Here is a 26,337-nt window from a genome sequence, read left to right as displayed (position 1 = left end):
ATGAACCTGGAAGAACGCATCGCCAAGCACCGCCGCATGGCGGAGAGTTACCGCGACAAGTACGTGCTGCAGAAAGTCCAAGAAGGCGACAGCTACGACGAGTGGGAATTCGCCGACGACGCCGTCTACACCTCACCCTATTTCGTCGCCGATCAGGAACTGGTCCTCAAGGACGTAGCGACCGCCTGGGATGTGGCAGCGACGGTCGAAGCACAGGCCTATGGGGTGGAATTCCCCGATTGGAAGCCTGTCGATTACAAGTGCTGGCCAGCCGAGAACGGGTTTGTAATGCGTTATCGCTGGGAGGGCACCTCGCAGACCACCGGCAAGGTGATGGGTTTCTACTCGATCAGCTTCGTCGACACCAATGAGGATGCCCAGATCGTGCACTGGTCAACGTATGTCAACGACGAGGAGTACGGCCCGTTCCTTGAACTGGCCATCGGCGCCCGCGGTCCGTTCCACGGTGACGACTACATGCAGGCACTGAGCCGGCATTTTGAGAAGCACGGACTGACGCTGTCGTTCTGACGGTCGACGTCATCGCTTGGTGCGACAGGGCTTTCGCTCCGCAGCAAAGCCCTGTCGCATAAGCCGCTGTACCGCTTCGGGCGGGCTCAGGCGGACGTGACCGCCCGCTGCGCGACCCGGCCGAACACCATGGACTCATCGATCCGGTCGAACCGGTGGTCGATCATGTCGAGCACATAGTTGTGCCGGACATGCCACGGCCGATGCGTGCCGGATTTGGGCAGTGCGTGCAGGTTCCGGTTGATATAGCCCGCGTCCAGATCGAAGGTCTTCTTCTCTGCCATCGGCACCTCACCCAGATGCGGGTACGCGTGGGTGAAGCCGTGAGCATCCATGTAGGCCAGCAACTTTGCGAATGCCCGTGCGGTCATGTCGGCGCGCAGCGTCCAGGATGCGTTGGTGTAGCCCAGGCACCAGGCCATGTTCGGCACGTCCTCAAGCAGAAACTCCTTGTAGACGAACCGATCCGAGGGCTTGAACTCGGCACCATCGATGCAGAACGCGATGCCACCGAGCGCCTGTAACTGCAGCCCCGTCGCGGTGACGATGATGTCCGCATCAATGCGCCCACCGGATTTCAACACGATGCCCGTCGCGTCGACGTGGTCGATCTGGTCGGTGACCACCTCGACGCGGCCGGCGCTGATGGCTTTGAAGATGTCCTGATCGAGCACGGCGCACAACCGTTGATCCCACGGGTTGTACCTCGGGTTGAAATGCAGGTCGACGGGATAGCCCGGAGGCAGCGCCGCGACCACCCGACTGCGAATCAACCGGCGCGCGAAATTGGGGAACTTGCGAAACGCGTTGTACGACAGCACCGAGATGAGCACATTTCGGAACCAGACCAAGCGGTGAGACATCTTGCGCGGCAGTAACTTCCGGATGGCAGTCACCATCGGATCGATCCGCCACTGCGACATCAGATAGGTCGGTGAACGCTGCAACATGGTCACCTTGCCGGCCGTCTCAGCAAGAGCCGGCACCAGGCTGATCGCCGTTGCCCCGCTGCCGATGACCACGACCTTCTTACCGGCGTAATCCAGTGACTCCGGCCAGAACTGGGGATGGGCCACCACGCCCGAGAAGTCCTCGATGCCGGGGAAATCCGGGGTGTAGCCCTCGTCGTAGTTGTAGTAGCCGGTACCGCAGAACAGGAACCGGCCGCGGTAGGACTTGGCCACCCCGTCCTGCACGGTCTGCAGCGTCCAGGTGTCGGTGTCGGAGTCCCAGTCTGCCGACTGCACGTAGGTATTGAAGTGCAGGTGCGGCTCAATACCGTGGTGACGAGCGGCGGTGGTCAGGTACTCGCGGATGTCGTCGCCGTCGGCGATATTCTCCGGACGGGTCCACGGCTCGTAGGGCAGGCTGAGAGTGAAGATGTCACTGTCCGAACGGATGCCCGGGTAACGGAACAGGTCCCAGGTACCGCCGATGCGCGATCGTCGCTCCAGAACCGTGTACGTCAGCTGCGGGTTGCGCTGCTGCAACCGATACGCGGCACCGATCCCGGAGATACCAGCGCCGATGATCAACACATCGAAGTATTCGGGGTCTGCGCCCATCATGAGCCTCCCTTGGTTCGCTCCGGTACCACCGGTTTCACCTTAGATTATTCCGTGTCGCTGACGACCGAACTTCCGAACTACCGGACGGTCCCGGCAAGAAGCGCCCGCAATTGCCGGTTGACCTCGTCCGGTCGCTCCAAGATGGTGCAGTGCCCGCCGGACAACTCGACGAACGACCACAGATTGGGCGCGTTGCCGGCAATCCGGCGGGACGCCGCGATGGGCAGCAGGCGGTCCCGTGAACTGCCGATGACCAACGTCGGCACTGTGAGGTTGGCCAGGTCGATATGGCGGTGCCCCATGCCCTCCACCAGAACCTGAGCCCAGCGATGACGGCCCGGCGCCGGGGTCGACTTGAAGAGCTCGAACACGTAGTCGACCACCGCTGCGTCGGCGTCACGGCCCACCGCCACCCGCCCCACGATCTCGCGGGCCGTCTTACGCGAGCCGGGCACCAGAGGTGCCGCACCGAACATCTTGAGCAGCCGCGCGGCGATGCGCTCCCGCGACCTGGACAGCGGGTCGGGCACCGACAGGAACTGCAGCTGACGCAGCAGGTCGCCAGTGGTGGTGTTGACCAGCGCGACCGCTTCCGCGCACTCGGCGACCCGCTGTGGGTAACGCTGAGCCCAGGATTCGATGGCGATGCCACCCATGGAATGTCCGACGATCACCGCGTGCTCCCCTGGTTTCAGGGTCGCCGCCAGCACCGCATCCAGGTCGGCCGCCAGGAAATCCAACGAGTACTTGCCGCGGCCACGTGGGGCCTGGCTGCGGCCATGGCCGCGGTGGTCATAGGCGATGACCCGATAGTCGGCAGCCAGGTCGGCGATCTGATTACCCCATACCCCGATGGCACAGGTGATGCCGTGCGCCAGCACGATGGGCCGTCCGTCTTCGGGACCGAATATCTCAACGTGCAGCCGGGTGCCGTCGACTGACCGAACCTCAACGGACCGACCGCTTGGGAGTGCGGCGGGACGTCCTGGCCTCGCCACCCCGGGCTCATCAATCACGGTCATACTGCTCCATTCGGATACGGCGACATTGCCGGTGCAACATTCAGACCAAATAGCCTACCTACTGGTCGGTAATGTGGGTTCCGCGACGGGTGTCGTCAGCCGTTCGGTGCCGTTCACCTTTATTGCCGGCGCCGCGACCAGGACGTTCTGCAGCAGATGTCGCCGGTGTTGGTGGTGGCCGGGCTTTACTCGGTGCCCGGGACATGCAACCGGCCTGACATGCGACAGTGACTGTTACCCGCCCGGGATGCCTACAGGAGACGAGGACACCATGCGCGCCATCCAGATAGCCCGATTGGACGGCCCGTCGGCCGCACAGGTCACCGAAATCGCCGAACCGGACGGCGCCGGAGCCGTCGTGATCGACGTGCACGCCGCCGGGGTCGCGTTCCCGGATGCGCTGCAATCGCGTGGGCTGTATCAGCACAAGCCGGACCTGCCGTACGTGCCGGGCGCCGAGCTGGCCGGGGTGGTCCGCAGCGCTCCCGCGGGCTCACACGTGGCCGCCGGCGATCGCGTCGCCGCACTGACCATGCTGTCCGGTGCAATGGCCGAAGTTGTTGCGCTGCCCGCCGACCGGGTCTTCAAACTGCCCGACACGGTGTCGTTCGAGGCCGGCGCGGGCCTGCTGTTCAACGACCTCACGGTGCACTGCGCGCTGCGCACTCGCGGCCGGCTGGCGCCGGGTGAGACGGTTCTGGTGCACGGCGCGGCGGGCGGCATCGGCACGTCCACCCTGCGGCTGGCACCGGCATTCGGCGCGGCCCGCACCATCGCAGTGGTCAGCTCCGAGGAGAAAGCTGGGATTGCCCGCGCCGCAGGTGCTTCCGACGTCGTGCTGGCTGACGGCTTCAAGGATGCGGTGCATGAGCTCACCGGAGGCCGGGGTGTCGACCTGGTGCTCGACCCGGTGGGTGGCGACCGGTTCACCGATTCGTTGCGGTCGCTGGCGCCGGGCGGCCGGCTGCTGGTGGTGGGATTCACCGGAGGCGACATCCCGACGGTCAAGGTGAACCGGCTGCTGCTCAACAACGTCGATGCGGTTGGTGTCGGTTGGGGCGCCTGGGCTTCGACACATCCCGGCTATCTCGCCGAGCAGTGGGCCGAGCTGGCACCGCTACTCGCATCCGGCGAGGTGGCCGCACCCGAGCCCGTCGTCTTTCCGCTGGAACGTGCCGGCGAAGCTATTGCATCGCTGGAAACCCGTTCCGCGACAGGCAAAGTGGTAGTCCATATTCGCTGACGGTTCCGATACCATCTACGTGCGCTTCCCGGCCAGGTGAGAGGATGAGCATGGGTAACGCTCAGCGTCCGGTTCTGACCCGACGACGATTTATTGAAGGCTCAACGCTGGCGGCCGCCGTTGCGGCGATGCCGGCCAACGTGCGCCGCGCGCTGGCCGATCCAGTGACTCCGAAGCCGATCGAGCACGTAGTGCTGTTGATGCAGGAAAACCGGTCGTTCGATCATTATTTCGGCACCATGCCCGGCGTGCGCGGTTTCGGTGATCCGAATGCGGCCCGGCTGCCCAACGGCGCCAGCGTATTTCAGCAGCCCGATCCGGAGAATCCGGACGGCTATACGCTGCCATTCCACCTGGACACCACGCGCAACAGCGTGCAGAAGATTCCTTCCACCTCGCATGCCTGGGAAGTGCAGCACTCTGCGCTCAACGGCGGTCGGATGGATAACTGGCTGCCTGCGCATCGCAAGGCTGACGGCCCCAACGGTCCTTTCGTCATGGGGTACTACCAGCGCGAGGACATCCCGTTCCACTTTGCGCTGGCCGACGCATTCACGGTCTGCGATGCCTACCACTGCTCGCTGCTCGGGCCGACCTGGCCGAACCGGATGATGTGGATGACCGGCACCATCGACCCGACCGGTGCCCACGGCGGGCCGATCATTCGCAATGTCACTCCGGACGCGGGATATTCGTGGACCACCTACCCGGAACGGTTGGAGGCCGCCGGAGTCAGCTGGAGGGTCTACAACGAGATCGACGACTACGAGCTGAACGTACTCGAGAAGTTCGCCCAATACCGGCAGGCGCCGAAAGATTCGGCCCTGTACCGCAAAGGAATTGCCCTCTCCCCCGTCGGATCGTTCGATGAGGACGCGCGGGCCGGCCGGTTGCCCGCGGTGTCGTGGGTCATGCCGAGCGCGGTCACCTGCGAGCATCCCGACTTCCGTCCCGCCGACGGGGCCAAGTTCATCGCCGACCGGATCAACGCCCTCGCGGCCAATCCCGACCTGTGGGCGAAGACCGTCTTCATCCTCAACTACGACGAGAACGACGGACTGTTCGACCATGTGATCCCACCGCTGCCACCGACAGGGACCGCCGACGAGTTCGTGAACGGTCAGCCCATCGGCGGCGGCTACCGCGTTCCGTGCATCATCGTCTCGCCCTGGACAATTGGCGGCTGGGTGGCCGCCGAGCGGTTCGACCATACCTCGGTCCTGCGGTTCCTGGAGTGGTTCACCGGAGTACACGAACCCAACATCTCGGCATGGCGGCGCCGGACGTTCGGCGACCTGCGATCGGCGCTGCGACTGGACCAACCGGTGGGGTCACCGGTGCAGTTTCCAGGCGTGGATGCGGAAGTGTTGCGCGCCAACGCAACTGACCTGTTACCAGCCCCCACGGTGCCGGCGTCGCCACAGAGCCTGCCGGTGCAGGCTCCGGGCACAAAGCCGCGGGTGGGCTAGCTCGGTTTCAGCGGACGGCGGTGAAGTACCTCGACTGGCCCATCTGGTTGGTCAGGTCATCGGTGCCGACCCGCCCGTACTGAACGAGCAATTCACCTGCTGTGGTGGGCTGCACCGTCCAGCCGTGCTGCCGCAGCCAATCCACGGTGTCGGCGCGCTCGTCGCCGAACCACAGCCTGGATGGATCAGCACTGCCGTCCGTGAAGCTGGCGAACATGCGGTGCAGGGCGCCACCACTGACCATGGCGTTACCCATCCGTGAGGCACCGCCACCCGGCGGCGCAAAATCCTCTACCGCAAAACGACTTCCAGGCGCTGAGAGTTTCTCGACGCACTCGAACAACAGATCCTGTGCGGCCCCGGGCAGAAACGGCAGCAGCCCTTCGGCCAGCCATGCCGTGGGTTGGTTCGGGTCGAAGCCGGCCGCGGTGAGCGCAGCCGGCCAGTCGTCACGCAAGTCGACCGGCAATGCGTGCAGGGTGGCCGCCGTCGGGCCGATGCCATGCTCGGCGAGCACCTGCGCCTTGAACTCCAGTACCTTCGGCAAGTCGAGCTCATAGACCGCGGTCCCAGGCGCCCACGGCAACCGATAGGCCCGAACATCAAGTCCCGCAGCAAGAATCACCGCCTGCCGGATGCCCGCCGCACCCGCAGCCGAGAAGTATTCATCGAAGTAGCGGGTGCGCGCCCCCAGATAACTGGAGAACGCCGCGACATCGTCCTCAGCGGCGACCACTGGGTCGTTCAGCATTTCGCTGAATATCGGCGCCTGCCGCGCGGTCGCGGCGACGAAATGCTGCGCATAGTCGTCGCGCGCGATCGGGTCCGGCTTGCGGGCCTCGATCGCCCGCATGGTGGCCACTGCCAGCGCAGTGGCGCCAACGCTCGTCACAATGTCCCAGGAGTCGTCAACGGATCGCGTCATGCCTACCAGTCAGCACCACGAAACCGAGGATCCCCTGTGGATCGGCTTGCGACACATTGAGAGCCGGCGCCACCCAAGGCTAGAGCTGGACGATGACGCTCTTGTTCTTCAGGTAGGCCTCCAGGCCCTCGCGGCCGAATTCCTGGCCCCAGCCGGACTGCTTGTATCCGCCGAACGGCAGATCGTGGTCAAACACCAACTGGCAGTTCACCTGAACGCTGCCGGCCTGCAGGCGCTTCACAATCCGGTGAGCGCGGCTGACGTTGGTGGTCCACGCGGTGGCGGCCAGGCCATAACTGGTGTCGTTGGCCATCGCGACGGCCTCGTCCTCGGTATCGAACGGCAGAATCGAAACCACCGGCCCGAAGATCTCCTGCTGGTACAGCCGCATGCCCGGGTCGACGTTGGTCAGCACGGTCGGGTGCACGAAGTAGCCCTTGCGATCCAGCCGGTACCCGCCGGTGACCACCTCGACGCCGTCACGCTTGCCCTCGTCGATGAACCCCAGGACCCGGTCGAGTTGTTTGGCGCTGATCAGCGGGCCGCTCATGACGCCCTCTTCGTTCGGGCCGCCGTATTTCATGAAGTTCGCGACGCCGGCGATGCCCTCGACCACCTGGTCGTAGACGCCGCGCTGCACAAAGATCCGCGAGCCGCAGACACAGCCCTGGCCGGAGTGCACGAAGATGCCCATGGCCGCGCCGAAGATGGCCTTGTCCAGATCGGCGTCGTCGAAGATCAGCACCGGCGACTTGCCGCCGAGCTCGAGCATGACCTTCTTGAGGTTGCCGGCCGAGGCCTTGACGATCATCTTGCCGACCTCGGTGGAGCCGGTGAAGGCGACCTTCTCGACATCCTCGTGGGCGGTGATGGCAGCGCCCGCGGTGTGGCCGTAACCGGTGATCAGGTTCACCACGCCCTCAGGAACACCGGCCTCGTGGATCAGTCGATCCAGCAGCACTGCCGAAAGTGGGGTCTCCTCAGCGGGTTTCACCAGGCTGCTGCAGCCCGCGGCCAGCGCCGGGGCGATCTTGGCGCAGGCGTTGAAGATGGGCCCGTTCCACGGGAAGATCAGTCCGACAACGCCGTACGGTTCGCGCAGGGTGTACGCGTGCTGGTCGACATAAGCGTCCGACGCGATGCCACTGGTACGGATGTCGTATGCGGTGCCGTTGATTTTCGAACACCAGCCCGCGTAGTACCGGAAGAATTCGGCACAGGTCGGTACCACCAGCTCGGACTGCATTTTCATCATGCCGGTGTTGGCCGAGTCGATCGCGGCGAACTCGGCAGCGTGCTCGTCGATCAGATCAGCGATGCGCCACATGATCTTGGCCCGTTCGCGGCCGGGCAGGCCGGACCAGACACCCTCTTCGAAGGATGCCTTCGCACGGGCGACAGCCTCGTCGACAACCTCCGGACCACAGTCGGTGAACTCGCCGATCTGCTCCTCGCTGACCGGGTCGATGATCGGGATGACATCCCCCGTGCCGGGGCGCTTCTGAATGTCCTCCAGCACTGACTGCAGCGTCATTGCGTACCTCTCGTGGTCACCGGCGCACCCTCGGAATGGGCGAACCCAAATGCTGTGCACCTGCTTAGCATTGCGCGAGTTGCGGCGTCAAGAGTTGGTTCGCCGGAGCCGGAGATCTGCAAGGATTGGCAGCGTGTCCGAGGCCCACAACTACACCTCGCCCGACCTGGCGCGGAGTGCACTGCTGCTGATCGATGTGCAGAACGACTTCGTTTACGGTCCGGCCCAGATCGCCGGCTCGGCCGAGTTGATAGGCACCATGGCACAGCTTGCCCAGGTGTTCCGTGCCGCGCATCGGCCCATCGTGCATGTGGTGCGGTTGTACGTTCCGGGTAGCAGTGACGTCGACCCACCCCGTCGGGCGGCAATCGAATCCGGGAAGCAGCTGGCCGCCCCGCACACCGACGGCGCGGCGGTGCCCGCGACGCTGTTGACGCATCCACTGGACTACGAGTCGCTGTTGGACGGCGGCCTGCAGCACGTCGCCCCGAACGAAGTCGTCATGTTCAAGCCGCGCTGGTCGGCGTTCTACCGCACCCCCTTGGACGAACATCTGCGCGATCGGGGTGTCAACACCGTCGTGGTGGCCGGCTGCAACCTGCCCAACTGCCCGCGGGCCACGTTGTTCGACGCCTCCGAGCGCGACTACCGGGCAGCCCTGGTCACCGATGCCACCTCACAGACAACCACTGAGCGCCTGGCCGATCTGGGGCTCATCGGCGTGGAGCTGGTGGCCGCGGCCGAGGTCGAACGCTTCTTTCAGCCCGACGCCTAGCGGCTGGAGGTGGCTCGCGCAGTAAGGCCGGTGCGCGGCACCCACAGCGTCACCATGAAGAATCCGCATGATGACTGAGACGCATGGCAAGGCTCGGCGTTGAGCGCTCTGGGCATTTCCGCGGTGCTGCTGGCCGGTATCAGCGCAGGGGTGATCAACGCGGTGGTCGGCTCAGGCAGCCTGATCACCTTTCCGGTGCTCATGGCCGTCGGCTATCCGCCGCTGGTGGCCAACATGTCCAACTCCGTCGGCCTGGTTCCGGGAAATTTCACCGGGGCCTACGGCTACCGTCACGAGCTCACCGGCCAACGGGCGCGCATTCTGCGGCTCGGTGCGATCTCCCTCGCCGGCGCGACGGTCGGCGCGCTGCTGCTGTTGGTGCTGCCGCCCGGCGCGTTCACCGCGGTGGTGCCGTGGCTGATCCTGCTGGCCGGTGTGCTGGTTCTACTGCAGCCCTGGCTCCGCCGACTGGTCGACCGGGACGGCACCGACCGGACCACCGACCGTGCGGTGCCGTTGTATACGGGCATCTTCGGGTGCGCCATGTATGGCGGGTACTTCGGCGCGGCCCAGGGCATCATCATGATGGCCGTGTTCGGGTTGTTCGTATCCGAGGATCTGCAACGGCTCAACGGGCTCAAGAACATCTGTGTGGGCCTAGCCAACTCCATCGCGGCCATCATCTTCATCGTCATCGGCCACGTGGCCTGGGCGCCGGCCCTGCTACTGGCCGTTGGATCGACAATCGGTGGCTACATCGGCGCGAAGATCGGACGTCGCTTGCCACCCAACGCATTACGGGGCTGCATCGTGGTGGTCAGCTTCACCGCGTTCGTGGTCATGATGCTGGATTAATCTCGCCCAAACGGACATTCGGGCCACTTTGTGCGAGTGACCGTGGCCTTTCGTCGATCTCGGCACGCCGCTACGGCCCCGACACCATGCCCGCCAGGTGGCCGATCCCGAACACCACCAGCGCTGCCCCGCCTCCGACCGCGAACTGTCGCACGCCGGAACGCACGCCGTCGCGGCCGTTGAGCATCCCGATGGTTGCCCCGACTACGAACAACGCAACCGCCGCCAGCACCACAGCTGTCACCAGTGCGGCGACTCCCGACCCGAACAGGTACGGCAGCACCACCACGATCGCCCCCAAGGCAAAGGCCAGCAGGCTGGAGAACGCTGCCGACCAGGGCGAGCCGAGTTCGTCAGGGTCCAGGCCAAGTTCCTCACGGGCCATGGTGTCCAGGGCAGCTTCGCGGTCCTTCATGATGGTGATGGCGACGCGTTCGGCCTCCTCCGCTTCCAGACCTTTCGCCCGGTAAATCAGCGCCAATTCCTCAGCTTCGGCTTCCGGATCATCGCGCAACTCCATCTCCTCGAGCCCGATTTCGCGCTCATACGACTCACGTTGACTGCGCATCGAGACATACTCACCAGCAGCCATCGACAGCGCTCCCGCGAGTAATCCAGCCAGCCCGGCGAACACCACAACACTGGCCGACGCACCCGATCCGGCGAATCCCATCACCAGCGAGGTGTTGGAGACCAATCCGTCGTTGACCCCGAACACCGCGGCCCGCAACGCACCGGAGCGGTCGCCACGGTGCCAGCTCTCCCCGACCCTGATATCCGCGGACGATTGAATTCCATTGTCGCGCAATCGGGTCAACACCCGGGCGTGTGACCGTTCGTCGATAGCCATGCTCGTTGCCGCATCCTGGTCGTCCTGATACAGGCCGGCATCAGCGCGCTCACTGCGTTCCAGGTACGGCAGAACTGTATCGATCGAAGCCTTACGGGCCAACCACACCAGGATGCGGTCGCGCATCCCCACGGCGCCTATGCGATCCGGCGACTCACCCAACTCGGAAAGTTTGCCTGCCCAGTGCTCAGCATGACGCCTCTCAACCGCCGCGAGTTCGCCGAGTACTTTCTTGCGCTCGCCGTCGGCGGCCGCAGCCAGCCCGTCGTACAGCCGAGCGCTGCGCTGCTCGGCAGCCAACAGCTCGCGGTATCGATCGCCTTGCCTCTTGGTCATCGCCGCCTCCCGGGGCCTGCCGACCGGACTACATCCGGTGCTTGATGATGCCTTTACCAACCCTGCGCTAGCGCGATTGATTCCAGTTTTCTGGAACAAATCCAAAATAATTCGCCGTTCGGCGGGCATTGCGATCGCCGGACACGGGCCTCGTATCAAGCGGATCGCTGAATTGTGTGCCAGCATGAGACGGTGAGGCACAGCCGAATCAACATTCTGATCGGCGCTGCGACGGTAGCGATTTGGGCTCTTGAGCTTGGGATCGCGCAGCCAGAATCGTTGCCGGCAGCGCATGCAGCAGACTGTCCAGACACCGAAGTAATCTTTGCCCGCGGCACCACCGAGGCGCCCGGCCCCGGAGTTGTCGGAGACGCCTTCATCAGCGCACTGCGTAACCAGATGGGCCCGAAATCGCTTGATGTGTATGCGGTCGACTACCCGGCGACGACGGACTTTCCGACCGCAGTCGATGGAATTCGCGACGCCCGCAACCACATTCTGGCAATGGCAGCGTCCTGTCCTCGCACCAAAATTGTGCTGGGCGGCTTTTCTCAAGGCGCCGCCGTCATGGGCTTCGTCACTGCCGGCTCGATCCCCGACGGGATCGCCATGACTGACGTTCCCGCGCCGATACCACCGGATGTCACCGCTCACGTTGCGGCCGTTGCCCTGTTCGGCAAGCCATCGCCGCGCTTCATGCACGCGATCAACGACCCGTCGATCACCGTTGGTCCGCTGTATCAGCCGAAAACCATTGACCTCTGCGTACCCAACGACCTGGTGTGCGACCCGCACGGTTCAAGTTTCGACGCGCACAACAGCTACGTCGGCAGCGGCCTGATCACCCAGGCCGCCACCTTCACAAAGGGCCAGTTGCAAGCCAGTTGGTCGGCCGATGCCCTCGGTGGCCCCCAGCCGTGGTCGGCCACCAACCCGGCCGCGCACAAACCCGACAACCCCACGTCGGCCACACCGGTCATCGGGCCGGGCGGCAATCCCGATGCAGCGGTCCACCTGCCGCTGACCGCACAGATGCTTCCCGGTCCGCCCCCTCCGACACCGGAGGCACCCCCACCGCAGCAGTGACCGGAGCTACCGGAACCTCAGCCCACGCTTGCCGGCCCACCAAGCGGCGAAAACTGTGCCGAGCGCCCACACTGCGCACGCGATACCCAGATGGAAAAAGCTCTTGGTGTCACGGCCCAGTACCGGACCGAACACGTGGGCGAACGCCGCCGGTAACCTGCGCCAGAGCGCCCGGTGCTCGACGCCACCGATCGGGTCGGCCACGTAGTACAACGCGTACGGCAATACCAGCGTGAGCAGCCAAATACCGGTGCGGCGCCAGTCTTTGCGCTGACGCCACCGGCGCAACAGCGGAGCATCGGTGGCCGGCAACAACACCGAGACGGCATTGCCCACACCCAGCCAGGACACGATCGGCACCGCCACCGTCGGGATGGTCAGTCCCAGCCGGGCCGGCGTTTCCAACCACAACGTCAGCGCCACCGCAGCAGTCAACGTCGGCAGACCGACCAGCACCAGCAGCGCCAAGTTCTTGATAAACATGATCCGCCACAGCGGAACCCCGTCCTCAAGTCCCTGCACCACTCTGTAGTGGTCGCAGCCCAACACGTTGGTGGTCGTGACATCGGCCAGCACGAACGACGAGAAATACGTCCCGACCAGAATCACCCAATCATGGTGGCGCCCATGGGCAGTCAGTGGCTGCACCGCCAACCACACCAATGCCAGCAGCACATTGGCCAGCACGCCCAGCAACCAGCTGCGCGGCGGGGTGAAAGCCCAGCGGATCTCCGACCTGACCGCGTGCCACAGCGGCTGCTGAAAGTCCGCAGCAGCCCGCCGGCACGTGGCGGGGCGCGGTGCGGTGACCCGCATGGCACGACGTAGCGCCGTGTCCATTCGCGGGGACATCTGCGTTCGTCGCGACACCAGCACCCTGCCTTCAAGATCGACGCGCCAACCGCGTCAGGAGTGCGTGCGACGATACCCGGGACGCACACAGGACGAGCGCGACGGGACGGTCCACCGCCGCACCAGCGCGAGCACGGTGACCAGTGCCTTTTCGCAAATCTGCTGTGTGCCCGTGCAACAGGTGCATATGCTCAGGCCACACATCTGGTCCGCCGGCAGCGGGAGGCCCAAATGGCAGACAGCAGTCGACGTTACGACGTCATCGTGATCGGCTCCGGACTGGAGCTGGGTAGCTACCCAGTAGCCGAGGCCGACGGGGCGATCAGCGTCGCGATCTGAATGCCAAAGCCCATGAGTGTTCTCGATAGATTCCACATGCATGACCGGGTGGTCATCGTCACCGGCGCATCGTCAGGACTCGGCGTCGCCTTTGCCCGTGGCTTCGCCGAGGCGGGTGCCGACCTGGTGCTGGCCGCGCGACGGCGGGACAGGCTGGACGACACCTCGGCCCTGGTCACCGATGCGGGCCGACGGGCGCTGTGCGTCGAGACAGACGTCGTCGATCCCGGGCAGATTCAAGCGATGGTCGATGCGGCGATGGCCGAGTTCGGTCAGGTCGACGTGCTGATCAACAATGCGGGCATCGGCACTGCGCATCCGGCGACCCGCGAAACTCCTGACCAGTTCCGCGATGTCATCGACATCAACCTCAACGGCTCGTACTGGGCTGCCCAAGCCTCTGGGCGAGTGATGCAGCCCGGCTCTTCGATCATCAATATCGGCAGCATTCTGGGCATCACCACCGCCGGATTGCCGCAGGCCGCGTACTCGGCCAGCAAGGCCGCGATCATGGGACTGACTCGCGACCTCGCCCAACAATGGGGCCCGCGCAAGGGAATTCGGGTCAACGCGATCGCGCCGGGGTTCTTCGCATCGGAGATGACCGACCAGTATCCGCCCGGGTATCTCGAGAGCCTCGCGCCTCGCATGCTGCTGGGCCGCAAGGGTGACCCGGCCGAACTTGCCGCGACCGCAGTGTGGTTGGCGTCAGCCGCAGGCGGTTACGTCACCGGGCAGACCATCGTGGTCGACGGCGGGGTAACCATATGTTGAGATGTAACACGACCTGCGTCGAATAGTGCTGCTGTACTGACAGTTTCAGGTGACCAACGGCTCAGCACAGCAATCGCCCTAGGCGAGCGCCGTCACGATTCCTTGGGCGGGTAGAAGTACTCGCGCCAGGCGATGATCTTCTCCTCCTGCACTTCATAGGCTCCCATGACGGGCCAGCTCATCTGCTTGCCGTCAACGATCCAATGGTCGCGGCGCTCCATCAGCACGACGTTCCCGTCGACGGCGATATACAGGACCTCCAAATCCACGCACTGCCCGCCCGCGAAGAACACCTTCATCATGTCGTGGATCGCTTCGCGCCCGGAAAGCTTCGGCCAGTCGGGCCCGATGTCGAATGTGGCGTCCTCGGCGAAGTGACTCATGACCTCGTCGATATCATTCCTACCCCATGCGGCAACCTCGGCGCGGACAATTTCCTCAGCGCTCATTGTCTTGCCATCAGTTTGTGGTGCCACCGTGTGTGCTCCTTCGTTGGGTCGAAACGATGATTGTTCTTGTTAGCAGGCATCTCTCGTCGCTTACGACAGCACCAGTGGCAGTTGCTCCCAGCCCCGGACGGTGGACGTCGGTGAGAGGTTCGCAGCCGCGAGATCCACATCCCATTCGGGGAACCGCGTCAGCAGCTCATCGAGAGCGATTCGGCCTTCGAGTCGGGTCAGCGCGGCGCCCAGGCAGAAATGGGCGCCCATTCCGAAGGTGAGAGGCGATATGACCTTTCGATGGATGTCGAAGCGGTCCGGATCGGCGTAGACCCGATCGTCTCGGTTGGCTGCGCCCGCGACGAAAAGTATTGCGCTGCCGGCCGGAACAGTTTGACCGTGGAACTCGCCGTCGATCGCAACGTATCGGCCGATGTGTGGGGCGGGTGTCTCATAGCGCAGGATTTCCTCGATTGCGTTGGGAATCAGGGAACGATCCTGCAGGAGTTCACGTCGTTGGTCGGGATGTTCGGCCAGAACCTTTGCCGTCCAGCCGATCAGTCGTGTAGTGGTCTCGTTGCCCGCGCCGGCAACAACCTGGACGTACGCGAGAATCTCGTCGCGGGTCAATCGGCGTTGAACGCCTGTCTCGTCAACGAATTCAGTGTGGAGCAACTCGCTCATGATGTCATCGGAGGGATGCTCAACTCGCCAGTCGAGGTAATCGGCAAACACTCCGCCGCGAACGAGGTTGTTCTCCTTGAACTTCATGGCTTTTCCGGGTGCGACGCGCAAATTCGCATCGCTGCGGTCGCGGATCTGTTCTTGATCTTCCTCGGGGATGCCGAGCAGCATTCCGATGACGCGCATCGGCATCTGGGCAGCGAATTCGGCGATGACATCGAACCGATCTGTGCCCACCAACGGGTCCAGACAGGCGGCCGAGAAGGCACGGATTTTTGGTTCAAGCGATGCCACCGTCTTCGGTGTGAACATCTTCGACACCAACTTGCGATGGATGGCGTGGGTGGGCGCATCCTCGTAAATGACCAGCCCGGCAGGCATCTCGATTCCTGATTTGATCAGTTCGAGGATGTTGCCGCGGCCGGACTTGTATGTGTCGCGATCGGATAGGCCTTTGGCCACGTCTTCGTGTCGGCTGACCGCATAGAAGTCGTGCCGTTCGTTGTAATACAGCGGTGCTTCCTCACGGAGCCGCCGGAATGTCGGGTACGGGTCGCGATTGATCTCAAGATCGTATGGGTCGTAATACACGTCATTGGCGGGGACTACCTGCTGTATCGACACTTAAGCGTTCCCTTCGATGGACCCTGAAATACTAGGACTTTGTGCGCAATCATGTTCTGTCTCAACGAATTCACCTGGTGCGACCGCACCTTTACCGGTCACGCTCCCATACCGCCGTCGACGGCGATCGCCTGGCCGGTGAGAAAATTCGGAGCGTCATCGCAGAGCCATAGCGCGACGTCGGCGATCTCGCTGGCTTCAGCCAGCCTGCCGATGGGTGCCGCTGCGAGCAGATTCTCGATGACCTCGGGCGACATGGACTTCCGGAACATCGGAGTGTCAACAGTCCCGGGACAAATCGCGTTCACCCGTAGGCCCTGGTTCGCATACTCCCGCGCCGCAACTCGAGTAAGGCCAACTACTCCGTGCTTGGCCGCGGTGTAGGCCGGCACGGTGGGCGCGGCCCGCAGACCCGCAACCGAGGCACAGTTTACGATCGCTCCACCCCCGGACTCGATGATCGCGGGAATCTGGTACCGCATACACGACCATATGCCGGTGAGGTCGACAGCGATCACCCGGTTCCAGTTCTCCATGGTGCACTCCGCCGTGAGTTTGCCGTGCTCGCCGTCGACGCCTGCCGAATTGAACGCTGCGTCGAGGCGACCGTATATCGCGAGTGTCTGGGCTACCGCATCTGCGACAGTCGCATCATCGGTCACATCGCACGGTATGAAAGTGCACGTGCCCCAGGCACTTAATTCTGTTTGTACCTTGACGCCCGCTTCCCTATCGACGTCGGCAAGCGCAACTGCGTAGCCTCGCCGCATGAAGGCCTCGGCCGCGGCCCGCCCGATACCTGAACCCGCGCCGGTCACGAAGACGACTTTCTGATGTCGCGTTGTGAGCACTGTTACTCATTTCTAGGCTATTGGACCAACAGACTGCTGAGCTCGGTGCGTGACCTTTCGGTGGTCCCCTGGGCCAACCGATCGAGAACGACCACGCCATCGCAAATGACTGCCCTCAGCGCGTCGTTGGGGCGCGCTAGCAACGAGAGGTCCTCGACGGGATCGCCGTCGACAAGGATCAGATCCGCCAGGGCTCCGGACTCGATCACACCAACCCGTGCAGGCGGATCCACCAGCAGCTCACCGGCGTTGGCAGTTCCCCAGCTGAGTACGTCGACCGGCGACAGACCGTCGATCTGTCCGTAGTAGGCGAATTCGCGGCCATAGTTTCCGACCTGATGGTCCAGTGGATCGTCCTCCATGACGTCACGGAACACCCCACTGTAGTCGTCACCGATCAGGATCCGGACCCCCGCCGCCTGCGCCAACGGCAGCATGGCGCGCACATGGTCGTATTGCGCCTGGGTCACCCCGTAGCTCTCGGCATAGCCCAGCTCGAGCAGGCTTCGAAGGAAGATGAGGCTGGGTATCCAGAACGTTCCCGCCTCAGCCATCGCCGCGATGACCTCCTCGTCGACCTCGTCACCATGGTCGACGACGTCGAGTCCGAGCTCAATGCATTCCATGATCATCGCTTTGTCGGCCACGTGGGCGCGGACTTTGGCTCCTCGCTCGTGTGCGGTGCTGATGATGCTGGCGATCTCTACGCGAGACATGTTGCGCGTCGTGCGATTTGGCTGGCCATGGCCGGCACTCGCGAAGATTTTAATCGTCTCGGCACCACGGTTTATTTCTTGACGTACCAACGTGCGCAACGCATCAGGACCGTCTGCGCAGACGTCGGTCCCGGGTGTCGCGTAGGCCTTCCACCATCGGCCGCCGTTGTTCATGTCGCCGGTGGTACCGATGTGGTGCCCGCAGGCGCGAATTCGAGGTCCCGGAATGATGTCCTCGTCGATGGCCATCTTCAGTTGCGCATCAATGTCGTTGGAACACGAAGCGCCCGAGAAGCCGGTGAACCCGCTTTCCAGCAGTACCCGGCAGGTGCGCACGCCGATCGCCATCAGGACGCCTGGAGGGCGTTCCTTGCCGAGCCGATCGCTGTCGGCAATGTTGAACTTGAAGAAGTCCGAGTGCAGGTGACTGCTGATCAGACCGGGCATCAATGTCAAACCCGCGGCGTCGATGGTCTGGGTTGTCGCCGCCGTGGACTCACTGTCGATCGCTGAGATGGTGTTCCCGTCGAGTGCGACATTGTGCCTGCCGGGCAACAGTTTTCGGCCATCGAAGACTTTGGCGTTGGTGATTGTCAGCATTTGTTTCCCTTTCGCACTACCGCGCGGCCCGTCCCCGTCTGCTCAGCCGCCAGTCCGGAGGAAACTGGCTGTCGTTGTCCTTGACGCTGTCGGTGAGGTTGTCGAGCGTGTCCTGGTCCAGTTCCATGCCGCGGGTATCGGGGTCCGGCTGGAGCTGATCGAGGGTGGATTCGAGCAGGCCCGCGACGATGCTGCCCATGTACTCGCCCTGATGCTGTTTGTAGATCTCGAAGAAGGTCTTCTGAGCGAACACCGTGTCGGTGGGTCGACTGCGCGAACAGGCCAATGCGTACTTGTTGGTCATCTCTTCGAGGTCTTCGAAGGGCACCACCGCGTTGATGAAGTTGCAGTCGTACATCTCCTTGGCGGTGAACGGCCGCCCGGTGAACACCATCTCCATGAATTTGCGCGCGCCCATGGTGTTGCACCACTGCCATTGCCGCGCCGCGAAACCCGCGTAACGCCAAGCGGCATGGCCGAATAATGAGTCTTCGGACGCGATCACGATGTCGGCGTCGGCGGCCTGGTAGAAGTGCCAGCCGTAGCAATAACCACGCACTTCCAGGATGCTGATTTTTTTGAAGTCCTGCAGACTGCGCATCCCAGCGCTCGGATCGGTATAGAACTGCACGGTCGAGGCGCGACGGCGGTAGGTCCCTACCGGTGGATAGACCACGTCCGCGTCTTCGGGAACTCTCACCGCTTGGTTCATGCTGCCCTCACCGCGGCCTGCCATGGTGTCCAACAGCTCGCTGAGATCTGCCCCGCTGCCCAAGTTCGGCCCGTTGGCGCGGATGACCAGAACCTTTACGTCGTCATCGATGCTCGCGTTGTGGACCAGGTCGGCGTAGCGGTGCTGCGCATCGATGGTCATCGCGTTGAGCTCATCGGCGCGGTCGAGGGTGATGGTCGCGATCTTGGTCTTCGGGTCCTTCTGGTACAGCACGATCTCTTCCGCCGAAGGACGGACCTTGGGCTCTGCGTGTTCTGTCATCTGCCGCGTCTCCTTGTCACCGTTGATCAAATCTGCCCAATCCCTGATGGTTTCAGCCAGTGCCCGAACGTGCGGGATGCTGTTGCAGCGGCACCGGAACGTGTGCCGCCACCAGTTCGGTCAGTTCGAAGAGTCGGACCTTTCCGGTCGGCGTTCTCGGTATGTCGTCGTGGGAGATGAATACGATCCGGCGCGGGATCTTGAAACTGGACAGCGTTGCGCGCAGCGCCGCCCGCAGATCTGATTCCGTCGGATGGCTGCCTGCGGCGGGAACGACTGCGGCAGCGACCAGTTCGCCGAGTTCGGGGTCCGGCAGCCCGGCGACGACTGACAACTCCACCTCAGGCAGAGCGTTCAGTGCGGCCTCGACCTCCAGGCGAGATACGTTGGCGGAGTTGGTCTTTATCATGTCGCTGCTGCGGCCGACGAAGTAGGCATAGCCGTCGGCGTCGATCCTGACCAGATCGTTGGTCGGGAAGAAGCCGTCCGGGGTGAAAACCGCGTGCCGGGGCACCTTGTAGAAGCCGGTCATCAACGCTCCGCCGCGCAGTTGCAGTTCGCCGATCTCGCCAGCGGCCAGCACCGCACCCGTCTCTGGGTCGACCACTCGACGTTCGATTCCGTTGACAGCGCGGCCTGCTGCACCGGCTTTCGATTCGGGCAGGCGGGTGGTCACCGGTTCGGCACTGTGCGGCGCGAAGCTCTCGGACATCCCGAGCATCCGGGACTGTAGGTGTCGCGGTATGGGATCGCCGTTCTCGTCCCAGGTCGGCCCGGTGGTGATCTTCATGGCATCCAGGTTCATCCCGCGGGCCTGGGCGGCCGCCCGAAGCTTGGCGAGCAAATGCCAGATGACGATATTGGTGACGGCGTGACGCTCGATGGTGTCCAGCACAACCTCGATGTCGGGGCTGGTGCAATACACCAAAGTGCTTCCGGTGCTGAGCACTTGGAGTGCCGTGGAGATGCCACCCATCCAGAACGACGGCAGCAGAGACAAGGTCCTGTCGTCGCGACGTACGTCGAAATAGGTTGCCAGCACCGGGGGTTGGCGAGCTACCGCCCATTGACCATGAACCACCGCTTTGGGCGCGGCGGTGCTGCCCGAGGTGTAGACGACGAATGCGTCATCGCCGGGTGCCACCTCGTCCTCCACGGCGGCCAGCAGTGCCGCGTCCGGAGCGTCAGCATTGTCGGCCCTCGTCAACAGGGCCTCAACTGACCGTGCCCACGTCAGCCCGGTGACGTCGTCGAGCCACACCGAACGCAGATACGGCGCCGTGGGAATACGCAGTGTCTCTGGTATCGCCACGTCCAGGCCCGGCAACGCAGCCTGCAGGTTCTGTCCGTAGTCGCGCGTGAGGAAACGGCGTGCGCCGATCAGGATCTGGGCATCGCTGGTACGGACGATGTGCGCCAGCTCGTTCGGAGTCGCCAGCGTGCTGATCGGCGTGACCAACGCCCCGATGCGAAGGGCCGCGTAGAACACGGTGAGCAGTAATGCGCTGTCGGGAGCCAGGATGGCGATGCGGGTACCCTTCCCCGCGCCAATTGCCAAGAGCGCACCGGCCATTCGCGCCGTCTGCCGATCGAGCTCACGGTAGGTCAGCGTCTTTTCGGCGTAGATCAGTGCGGCGTGGTCGCCGCGGTCTGCGACCACCTCAGCGAACAGTTGCGGAAAAGTGGATGCCGCTTCACGATCGCCCATCAGCGCGACCCTCGCGGGTTCTTGCGGTTCACGTCAGAACCTGGTGATGGGATCAGTGCCGTCCCACGTTTGCGCCGCGGTCCGCATCGCGGCAAATCCCTTTTCGCGCACTGTGCTTGGCTCGAGCAACTCGACCATGAAACCCAGTGTCGGGGTGGTGTCGACCCAGCAGGTGCGGCTATTGCCGATACGGCCCTCGAAGGCAAGCTCGGCGCCTGCGGCGACGTACGCATCGCGCTCGGACTCATAGTCGGTGCAGAGCAACGCCATGTGGTGCAGACCCGACTGTCCGGCCTGGAAGACGTCGCGGAACACCCCGGGCTGGTCGTTGTCCTGGCAGACCAGTTCGATCTGCAGGTCTCCTGCGTACGCGATGGCAGCCGTGACGGGCGGGAACTCGGCAGGTACCCCGCGGTGCCGCCCATCGACGCAGTCGACCCCGTCAAACCAAAAGAAGGGCCCCACTCCCGCTGTGCGGGACCAGGATTCGATGGCGAGTTGAAGGTCGGGAACCACCCAGCACACTTGCATGAAATTTTTACTGAGGATTGGCGGAACTGTCGTCACCGGGATGTCCTTTAGCCGATCAGGGGAAAACGCTCGTCGTTCAATGCCGTCCACGGCGCCATGTGCGTGGTGTCGAAGTTCGGGCACGGCGATCCGTTCCAACACACGTCGGCCGGCTGGACAACCAACAGGTATCCCCAGCGGGGACGATCCATCATGTTGGCGCCGGCACCATGGATGGTGAGGTGGGTGTGCACCGTGATGTCGCCCAGCTCGTAGGTCATCTGCTCACTCATCTCGAGGTCACGCAGCTCGGGGAAAACCCCGAGCGCGTCGCTGCCGCCGTAGGTGGTGTAGTCACCCATCACCCCAGCGCGATGCGACCCGCTGACGAACGACATGGTCCCGGCTTCGGGACCATACGATTCCAACGGAATCCAGAACGTCATGCCGCCGGTCCGGTCGACTGCAAACGTGATGAAGTCCTGATGGAACGCGGTCGCGCCGTTGCCGCCATGCCGAGATGACTTGTTGGACGGCAACTTCGGAACGAAAAAGTCCGAGTAGTACCTGATTCCTACAGGTGATCCGCCGGCCGTGCGGCGCCCCAAGAGCAGTGTCGCGCTCTTGCCGATCTCATCGATCAAAGGCCGCAGCACCGGACTGGTCAGGCCGCCGCTGCGCTCGGCGTTGAAATACGCCAGTGCACCCTGAGCCTCGCCATCGACAGCCGAAGCCATACCCGCCTTCAGAGGGTTGCTATCCGCGTCATCGCCCATCTTCGAGCGGGCCAGGTCCAACATCCGGGCCAGCACTTCCGGTTCTACGAAGCGCTTCAACTTGACCCAGCCGTGCTCGTGAAGGTGCTCGACCTCCTCGGCTGTCACCGAGCGACACGGGGACTTGAGGCCAGTGGTGTCATCCATATGGCGAAATCATCTCCTCGACAAGTGAAGTGGCGCTGAGACCGGACCACACCGGCACCGATCAGATGAAGATGCCCGGACCGGTTCGGAATGCGTAAAGACCCACGACGGCGTCTTCGGGCAACGTGTAGGGGGTGGCGACCTCGTCAATGGTCGGGCCGATCCGATCGGCGATCTTCGTCAATTTGGCGCGGTCGAGGCCATACAGATCAATGGCGGTATCACCCAGAAACTGGCGAGTGTACTTCGGATCGATGTCGGAGAAGGTGAATCGCATTGCCTCGCGGGTGTCAGGCCAGGTGCCTTCGGCGTGCGGGTAGTCGTCACCCCACATGACGTTGTCGACGAGGTTGTGCTCGACGGCCATCTTGGCTTCGCTGTTGGACATGAAACTCGCGCCGATGAAACAGTTTTGGCGGAAATACTCCGACGGTGGCTTGGGCAGCTTGGCGCGGATGGCAGCACCGGTCGGGCCGTGGTAAAGCCCGTCCATGTCGGCCATCGCTGCGGGCGCCCAGTCAGCCCACTGCTCGGTGAGCACCAGCTTGAGATTCGGATAGCGCTCGAACACTCCGCTGAAAATCATCACCCAGAGCCCGCGCCGGGTCCGGAACGGTGTCTCCATCATGTACATCAACTGGGCGCCCTGCCCTTGGTACGGGTAGTGCTCACCGCCCCCACCATGAGTGTTGACCGACATGCCCGTTTCGTTGCACGCGGCCCAAAGTGGTTCCCACGCAGGGTCATTGAGCATCGGGAAGTCGCCGCGCGGAGCGGGCAGATTAATGCCCTTCAGTCCGGCCGCAGCCGCCCACTCAACCTCGCGCGCGCAGGCGCTCAAATCAGAGATCGGGATGTGCGCGATACCGGCGTGCCGCTCCGGGGCCATCGACACGAAATCCGCCAACCAGCGATTGTAAATGCGAACCCCGACCTGTTCGAGATCGTTGTACGCGGAGTCCCCCCAACTGATGAGGCCGGTGGTCGAGAACGGGATCGACTGCCCATTAAGACCGCCGTGGAAGATGATGTCCGCGGCAACGCCCTGCTCGTCCATGTCGGCGATACGCGTGGCATGGTCCTGCAGCCCGGGCGCCAGGCTGTGTTCGTAACTGCGTTGCAGGAATCGTGCGCCGACCTGATCCGCGTTGCGGATGCCTGCCTGCTTCCCAAACTGCTCAGCCTCGGCAGCATTGAGCTTCTCGGCCTGCGCCTTACCCCTCTCAGCTTGGGATTTTCCCAGCGACCAACTTTGCTTCTCACCGGATTTGGCTTCTGATGAGCGCCACGACAGCAGGCCCTGACTCTCCATTTCCGCTACGAAACGGTCGAAGTCATCAAGGTGCTTGGCTCCGCAATACGGACGCAGTTGATCCTTGACTGACGGGCCCACATGGCTGTCGATTGACACCACGACGTAGCGCTGGCCATCGCCTGCAGTGTCAACGGAGCCGGACAGGTCTTGTGACATGTATTCCCCTTGGTCCTGGTGCAGTTGAGGACTATGAGCATGTGCGGGGCCAATGCGCCTCGCACATCGGGCGCTTGCCAGAGGAGATGTTAGTCACGACCGGATCATTTTTGCAACGGTGTTGTATTTTTGCCCCGGCGTGGCAAATGCGCCGCCAAGACCGCTGCACCGCGGTATTGACTAGGGTTTTCACTATGGGATCGCGGGTCCAGGAGCGGACAAGTCGGCAGGTCCTCGACGCTGCACGGGCCTTCGTCGAGGCTCACGGTGTAGAGCAGCTCTCGATGCGCCGCTTGGCCAGCGAAGCGGGAGTCAGTGTCCGCACGCTCTACAACCACTTTGGCGATAAGGACGGCCTGCTCACAGCACTTGTCCAAAGCTCACTGGACTCTATCGATATCGCCGTCCACCAGCTGTCCGCGACTGATCCGATCGAACGAATCTGGGAAGCCATCACCGTCTCGATCGACAAGACCGTGGCCGAGGTCCCGAAGGCTGTGGTGCGGGCGGTTGTCATGGACGATCGTCTGGTTGACCTGGTGAATGTTCGCTGGACGGGGTGGGAACTGATCGTCGCCGAGATCGGCGCCGCAACCAAGGCGGGAGCGCTCCGGCCCGACATCGAGCCGGCACTACTGGCCGAACATGCGGCCATGGTGTTGTTTCACCTCCAACGACGGTGGACCGCCGGCGATCTCGATGACAGCGAGCTGCGCGCCAATGCGCTGCACGCCTTCGACATCTGCCTGCTTGCCGTCGCGCAACCGCGGGCGCGCGCACGGATCCTCAAACACGCCCAGTCGCTCGGTACCGAACGCCCACGACTTGGTAAGACATGATCGCCACACCGAATCTCACTCGCGGGGGATCACTTTGAACGCAGCGGACTCAATTGATCGTCGGTGGAGGGAACCGTGGCTCCCTCGATGTCCAGGACTGTGTCGATGTTCTCCGCAATGCTCTCCGCGGTGAGCGAAGACTGACGCAGACCTTTCGCTGCCACAAAGGCCAGCCGCGCGACACCGCCCATCCCGACCTGCAGCACCTCGCCGTTTAGCTTGCACACCTCATGCGCCAGGTACGCGACTGCCGGAGCGCACAGCTCGGGCGGCATGCTGGCGTTGACCTGCTCGATCTTCTCCTGCGACATGCCATAGAGGTTCGAGAGAGTATCGCAATGATCGGCCGACAACCGCGTGTACGCGCGAGGTGCGACGGCATTGACCCGAATCCCTTGGGAGAGGCCCTCGGTGGCAAGATTTCGGGTCAGCCCATAGACGGCCCCCTTGGCAGATGCGTAGCTGGTCAGCCCACCGACCCCGCCGAGCATGGCTTCAGACACGGTGTTGACGATTCGGCCGTACCCGGCCGATTGGAAGTGGGGCCAGGCCGCCCTGATGACGTGGAGCGTTCCGAAGAAGTGCACGTCCAGCATGCTGCGGAACTGGCGGAGGGAGAGGAGGTCAAAGTCCGCCGGGTCGTGGATACCCGCGTTGTTGACCACGATGTCCAGTCGGCCGTACGTGTCGATCGCAGTGTCGACGATTGACGTCGCCTGCTCCTCGTCTGCCACCGATGCGCAGCACGCGACGGCCTCACCGCCAAGGTCCCTGATCTCCTGCGCCACGTCGTCAGCAGGAACTGGTGATGTGCCGCCGCCCGCAGGCTCGACGCCATAGTCCGCGACGACTACCCGCGCACCTTTTTGCGCCAACAACAGCGCGTGGCCACGACCGATACCGCGTCCCGCGCCGGTGACGATGGCTACCCTGCCGTCAAAACGTAACTCAGACACGACTTTTCCCTTCGCTGCGCCCCGAACTGGTTCGCGACACTACTACCTGGACGACGATCTGCGTCCAGTGTTTTCACAACAGCCGTCGAACAGAACCCAGAACGCCAACCAGAGCACGGTGTCCATCGGACGGATCTTTACCTCCGATTCGCACGAATCCTTGACCGAGCCACGGACCGCCTGCTATGCAAGTGCCCAGCAGCTTCAGTCCATCCAGGAGATCACCTGTGCCCGCGCTATCTCTCGCCGCGCCCAGTTTCTGCGCGATCCCGAAACATCGACTTCAGCAAACACCCTCCTCGGTCGAGCATTCCGGCCCCGCTCTGCCCCAACGAGCACCGCGACTTCTAGCCACTGAGCCGGATAGCACTGCGTTGTCGTACAACTTCTCACACTGATTACTGAGACACCCGCGACCGGGAAGGCCCGAAATGCACCGAATACTCCTGAGCACGTTCATCATCGACGTTCCATCAAGCGTCCACGAGGAGACAACGAACTTTTGGGCTGGTGCGCTCGCTGCTGAGGCTGTGCGCCCCCGCGGAGTACGCGACTACCAAATCCTCGAAGGCGCCTCCGATGACTTCCGTGTGGTGGTCCAGGACGTGCACTCGGGCCAGGCTGGTGTGCACTTCGACATCCACACTGACGATCTCGAAGCAGAGGTCGAACGCCTCAAAGGGTTGGGAGCGACCGTCGTCGATGATTCATTCGTCAATCATCCAGGGAAGTGGGTCATCATGGCAGATCCCGGCGGCAAGCAATTTTGCGTGGTCTACGCATTGAACCCGTTGCGTCCCCAAGCAGACCGTGACGCTTTCGAGCGAAAAGCCAAGTCAGTCAACTGATCTCCACCAGCAGT

Annotated in this window: 25 protein-coding genes; 9 read left to right on the top strand and 16 right to left on the bottom strand. The window is 63.4% G+C overall.

Annotated features, from left to right (window positions below):
• On the top strand, positions 1–531 hold the full coding sequence (locus tag M2432_RS01120) for a hypothetical protein (protein WP_280824888.1): 531 nt from the start codon (positions 1–3) through the stop codon (positions 529–531).
• 86 nt (positions 532–617) lie between these two features.
• Here the strand turns inward: M2432_RS01120 and M2432_RS01115 are convergent, their stop codons facing one another.
• On the bottom strand, positions 618–2,096 hold the full coding sequence (locus M2432_RS01115) for an NAD(P)/FAD-dependent oxidoreductase (RefSeq protein WP_280825286.1): 1,479 nt from the start codon (positions 2,094–2,096) through the stop codon (positions 618–620).
• 80 nt (positions 2,097–2,176) lie between these two features.
• The gene (locus M2432_RS01110; protein WP_280824887.1) at positions 2,177–3,121 is read right to left on the bottom strand and encodes an alpha/beta hydrolase; all 945 of its coding nucleotides are present in this window, start codon (positions 3,119–3,121) and stop codon (positions 2,177–2,179) included.
• A gap of 271 nt (positions 3,122–3,392) precedes the next feature.
• Between M2432_RS01110 and M2432_RS01105 the strand changes: the two genes are divergently transcribed.
• Entirely contained in the window at positions 3,393–4,364 is a 972-nt protein-coding gene (locus tag M2432_RS01105; protein ID WP_280825285.1) for an NADPH:quinone oxidoreductase family protein, read from the top strand.
• Positions 4,365–4,414: 50 nt separating this feature from the next.
• On the top strand, positions 4,415–5,833 hold the full coding sequence (locus tag M2432_RS01100; RefSeq protein ID WP_280825284.1) for an alkaline phosphatase family protein: 1,419 nt from the start codon (positions 4,415–4,417) through the stop codon (positions 5,831–5,833).
• Between the two features lie 7 nt (positions 5,834–5,840).
• On the opposite strand, the gene M2432_RS01095 is transcribed toward M2432_RS01100, so the two are convergent.
• Both M2432_RS01095 and M2432_RS01090 read right to left on the bottom strand, forming a co-directional pair.
• The gene (locus tag M2432_RS01095) at positions 5,841–6,758 is read right to left on the bottom strand and encodes a class I SAM-dependent methyltransferase (RefSeq protein WP_280824886.1); all 918 of its coding nucleotides are present in this window, start codon (positions 6,756–6,758) and stop codon (positions 5,841–5,843) included.
• Positions 6,759–6,837: 79 nt separating this feature from the next.
• A complete protein-coding gene (locus M2432_RS01090) occupies positions 6,838–8,292 on the bottom strand; it encodes an aldehyde dehydrogenase family protein (RefSeq protein ID WP_280824885.1) in 1,455 nt (484 codons plus the stop codon).
• Positions 8,293–8,425: 133 nt separating this feature from the next.
• On the opposite strand from M2432_RS01090, the gene M2432_RS01085 reads away from it, so the two are divergent.
• Both M2432_RS01085 and M2432_RS01080 read left to right on the top strand, forming a co-directional pair.
• Positions 8,426–9,067: an isochorismatase family cysteine hydrolase gene (locus M2432_RS01085; RefSeq protein WP_280824884.1), complete on the top strand. Its 642-nt coding sequence runs from the start codon at positions 8,426–8,428 to the stop codon at positions 9,065–9,067.
• 99 nt (positions 9,068–9,166) lie between these two features.
• A complete protein-coding gene (locus M2432_RS01080; protein WP_280824883.1) occupies positions 9,167–9,922 on the top strand; it encodes a sulfite exporter TauE/SafE family protein in 756 nt (251 codons plus the stop codon).
• Between the two features lie 70 nt (positions 9,923–9,992).
• On the opposite strand, the gene M2432_RS01075 is transcribed toward M2432_RS01080, so the two are convergent.
• Positions 9,993–11,108, bottom strand: a complete 1,116-nt coding sequence (locus M2432_RS01075) for a VIT1/CCC1 transporter family protein (protein WP_280824882.1) — start codon at positions 11,106–11,108, stop codon at positions 9,993–9,995.
• A gap of 192 nt (positions 11,109–11,300) precedes the next feature.
• On the opposite strand from M2432_RS01075, the gene M2432_RS01070 reads away from it, so the two are divergent.
• Positions 11,301–12,194, top strand: a complete 894-nt coding sequence (locus M2432_RS01070) for a cutinase family protein (RefSeq protein ID WP_348536285.1) — start codon at positions 11,301–11,303, stop codon at positions 12,192–12,194.
• A gap of 6 nt (positions 12,195–12,200) precedes the next feature.
• Here M2432_RS01070 and M2432_RS01065 read toward each other — a convergent pair whose 3' ends face one another.
• Positions 12,201–13,010 (bottom strand): hypothetical protein, encoded by an 810-nt coding sequence (locus M2432_RS01065; protein WP_280825282.1) that lies wholly within the window; start codon positions 13,008–13,010, stop codon positions 12,201–12,203.
• Between the two features lie 387 nt (positions 13,011–13,397).
• Here M2432_RS01065 and M2432_RS01060 point away from each other — a divergent pair, with 387 nt between their 5' ends.
• Complete coding sequence (locus M2432_RS01060) at positions 13,398–14,159, top strand: SDR family oxidoreductase (RefSeq protein ID WP_280824881.1); 762 nt, start codon at positions 13,398–13,400, stop codon at positions 14,157–14,159.
• Between the two features lie 92 nt (positions 14,160–14,251).
• Here the strand turns inward: M2432_RS01060 and M2432_RS01055 are convergent, their stop codons facing one another.
• The 9 genes from M2432_RS01055 to M2432_RS01015 form a co-directional block, all read right to left on the bottom strand.
• Entirely contained in the window at positions 14,252–14,608 is a 357-nt protein-coding gene (locus M2432_RS01055) for a limonene-1,2-epoxide hydrolase family protein (protein WP_280824880.1), read from the bottom strand.
• Between the two features lie 90 nt (positions 14,609–14,698).
• Entirely contained in the window at positions 14,699–15,907 is a 1,209-nt protein-coding gene (locus M2432_RS01050; protein ID WP_280824879.1) for a cytochrome P450, read from the bottom strand.
• Positions 15,908–16,005: 98 nt separating this feature from the next.
• On the bottom strand, positions 16,006–16,758 hold the full coding sequence (locus M2432_RS01045; RefSeq protein WP_280824878.1) for an SDR family oxidoreductase: 753 nt from the start codon (positions 16,756–16,758) through the stop codon (positions 16,006–16,008).
• Positions 16,759–16,775: 17 nt separating this feature from the next.
• Entirely contained in the window at positions 16,776–18,074 is a 1,299-nt protein-coding gene (locus M2432_RS01040; RefSeq protein WP_280824877.1) for an amidohydrolase family protein, read from the bottom strand.
• Positions 18,075–18,090: 16 nt separating this feature from the next.
• Positions 18,091–19,068, bottom strand: coding sequence for an enoyl-CoA hydratase/isomerase family protein (locus M2432_RS01035; protein WP_280824876.1), 978 nt, complete (start codon positions 19,066–19,068; stop codon positions 18,091–18,093).
• A 52-nt stretch (positions 19,069–19,120) separates the two neighbouring features.
• A complete protein-coding gene (locus tag M2432_RS01030) occupies positions 19,121–20,776 on the bottom strand; it encodes a class I adenylate-forming enzyme family protein (protein WP_280824875.1) in 1,656 nt (551 codons plus the stop codon).
• 33 nt (positions 20,777–20,809) lie between these two features.
• Positions 20,810–21,343 carry a VOC family protein gene (locus tag M2432_RS01025; protein WP_280824874.1) on the bottom strand — a complete coding sequence of 178 codons (534 nt, stop codon included), beginning with the start codon at positions 21,341–21,343 and terminating at the stop codon, positions 20,810–20,812.
• Positions 21,344–21,354: 11 nt separating this feature from the next.
• On the bottom strand, positions 21,355–22,209 hold the full coding sequence (locus M2432_RS01020) for a phytanoyl-CoA dioxygenase family protein (protein ID WP_280824873.1): 855 nt from the start codon (positions 22,207–22,209) through the stop codon (positions 21,355–21,357).
• Positions 22,210–22,270: 61 nt separating this feature from the next.
• Positions 22,271–23,680 carry an amidohydrolase family protein gene (locus M2432_RS01015; protein WP_280824872.1) on the bottom strand — a complete coding sequence of 470 codons (1,410 nt, stop codon included), beginning with the start codon at positions 23,678–23,680 and terminating at the stop codon, positions 22,271–22,273.
• A 194-nt stretch (positions 23,681–23,874) separates the two neighbouring features.
• On the opposite strand from M2432_RS01015, the gene M2432_RS01010 reads away from it, so the two are divergent.
• Positions 23,875–24,519, top strand: coding sequence for a TetR/AcrR family transcriptional regulator (locus tag M2432_RS01010; protein WP_280824871.1), 645 nt, complete (start codon positions 23,875–23,877; stop codon positions 24,517–24,519).
• Positions 24,520–24,548: 29 nt separating this feature from the next.
• On the opposite strand, the gene M2432_RS01005 is transcribed toward M2432_RS01010, so the two are convergent.
• Positions 24,549–25,475 (bottom strand): SDR family NAD(P)-dependent oxidoreductase, encoded by a 927-nt coding sequence (locus M2432_RS01005; RefSeq protein WP_280824870.1) that lies wholly within the window; start codon positions 25,473–25,475, stop codon positions 24,549–24,551.
• Positions 25,476–25,906: 431 nt separating this feature from the next.
• On the opposite strand from M2432_RS01005, the gene M2432_RS01000 reads away from it, so the two are divergent.
• Entirely contained in the window at positions 25,907–26,323 is a 417-nt protein-coding gene (locus tag M2432_RS01000; protein WP_280824869.1) for a VOC family protein, read from the top strand.
• Positions 26,324–26,337: the final 14 nt, after the last annotated feature.

It is taken from the genome of Mycobacterium sp. OTB74, from assembly GCF_029892685.1.
Taxonomy (GTDB): domain Bacteria; phylum Actinomycetota; class Actinomycetes; order Mycobacteriales; family Mycobacteriaceae; genus Mycobacterium.
The sequence above is the reverse complement of the archived record's forward strand: the minus strand, read 5'-3'. Positions and strand labels throughout refer to the sequence as shown.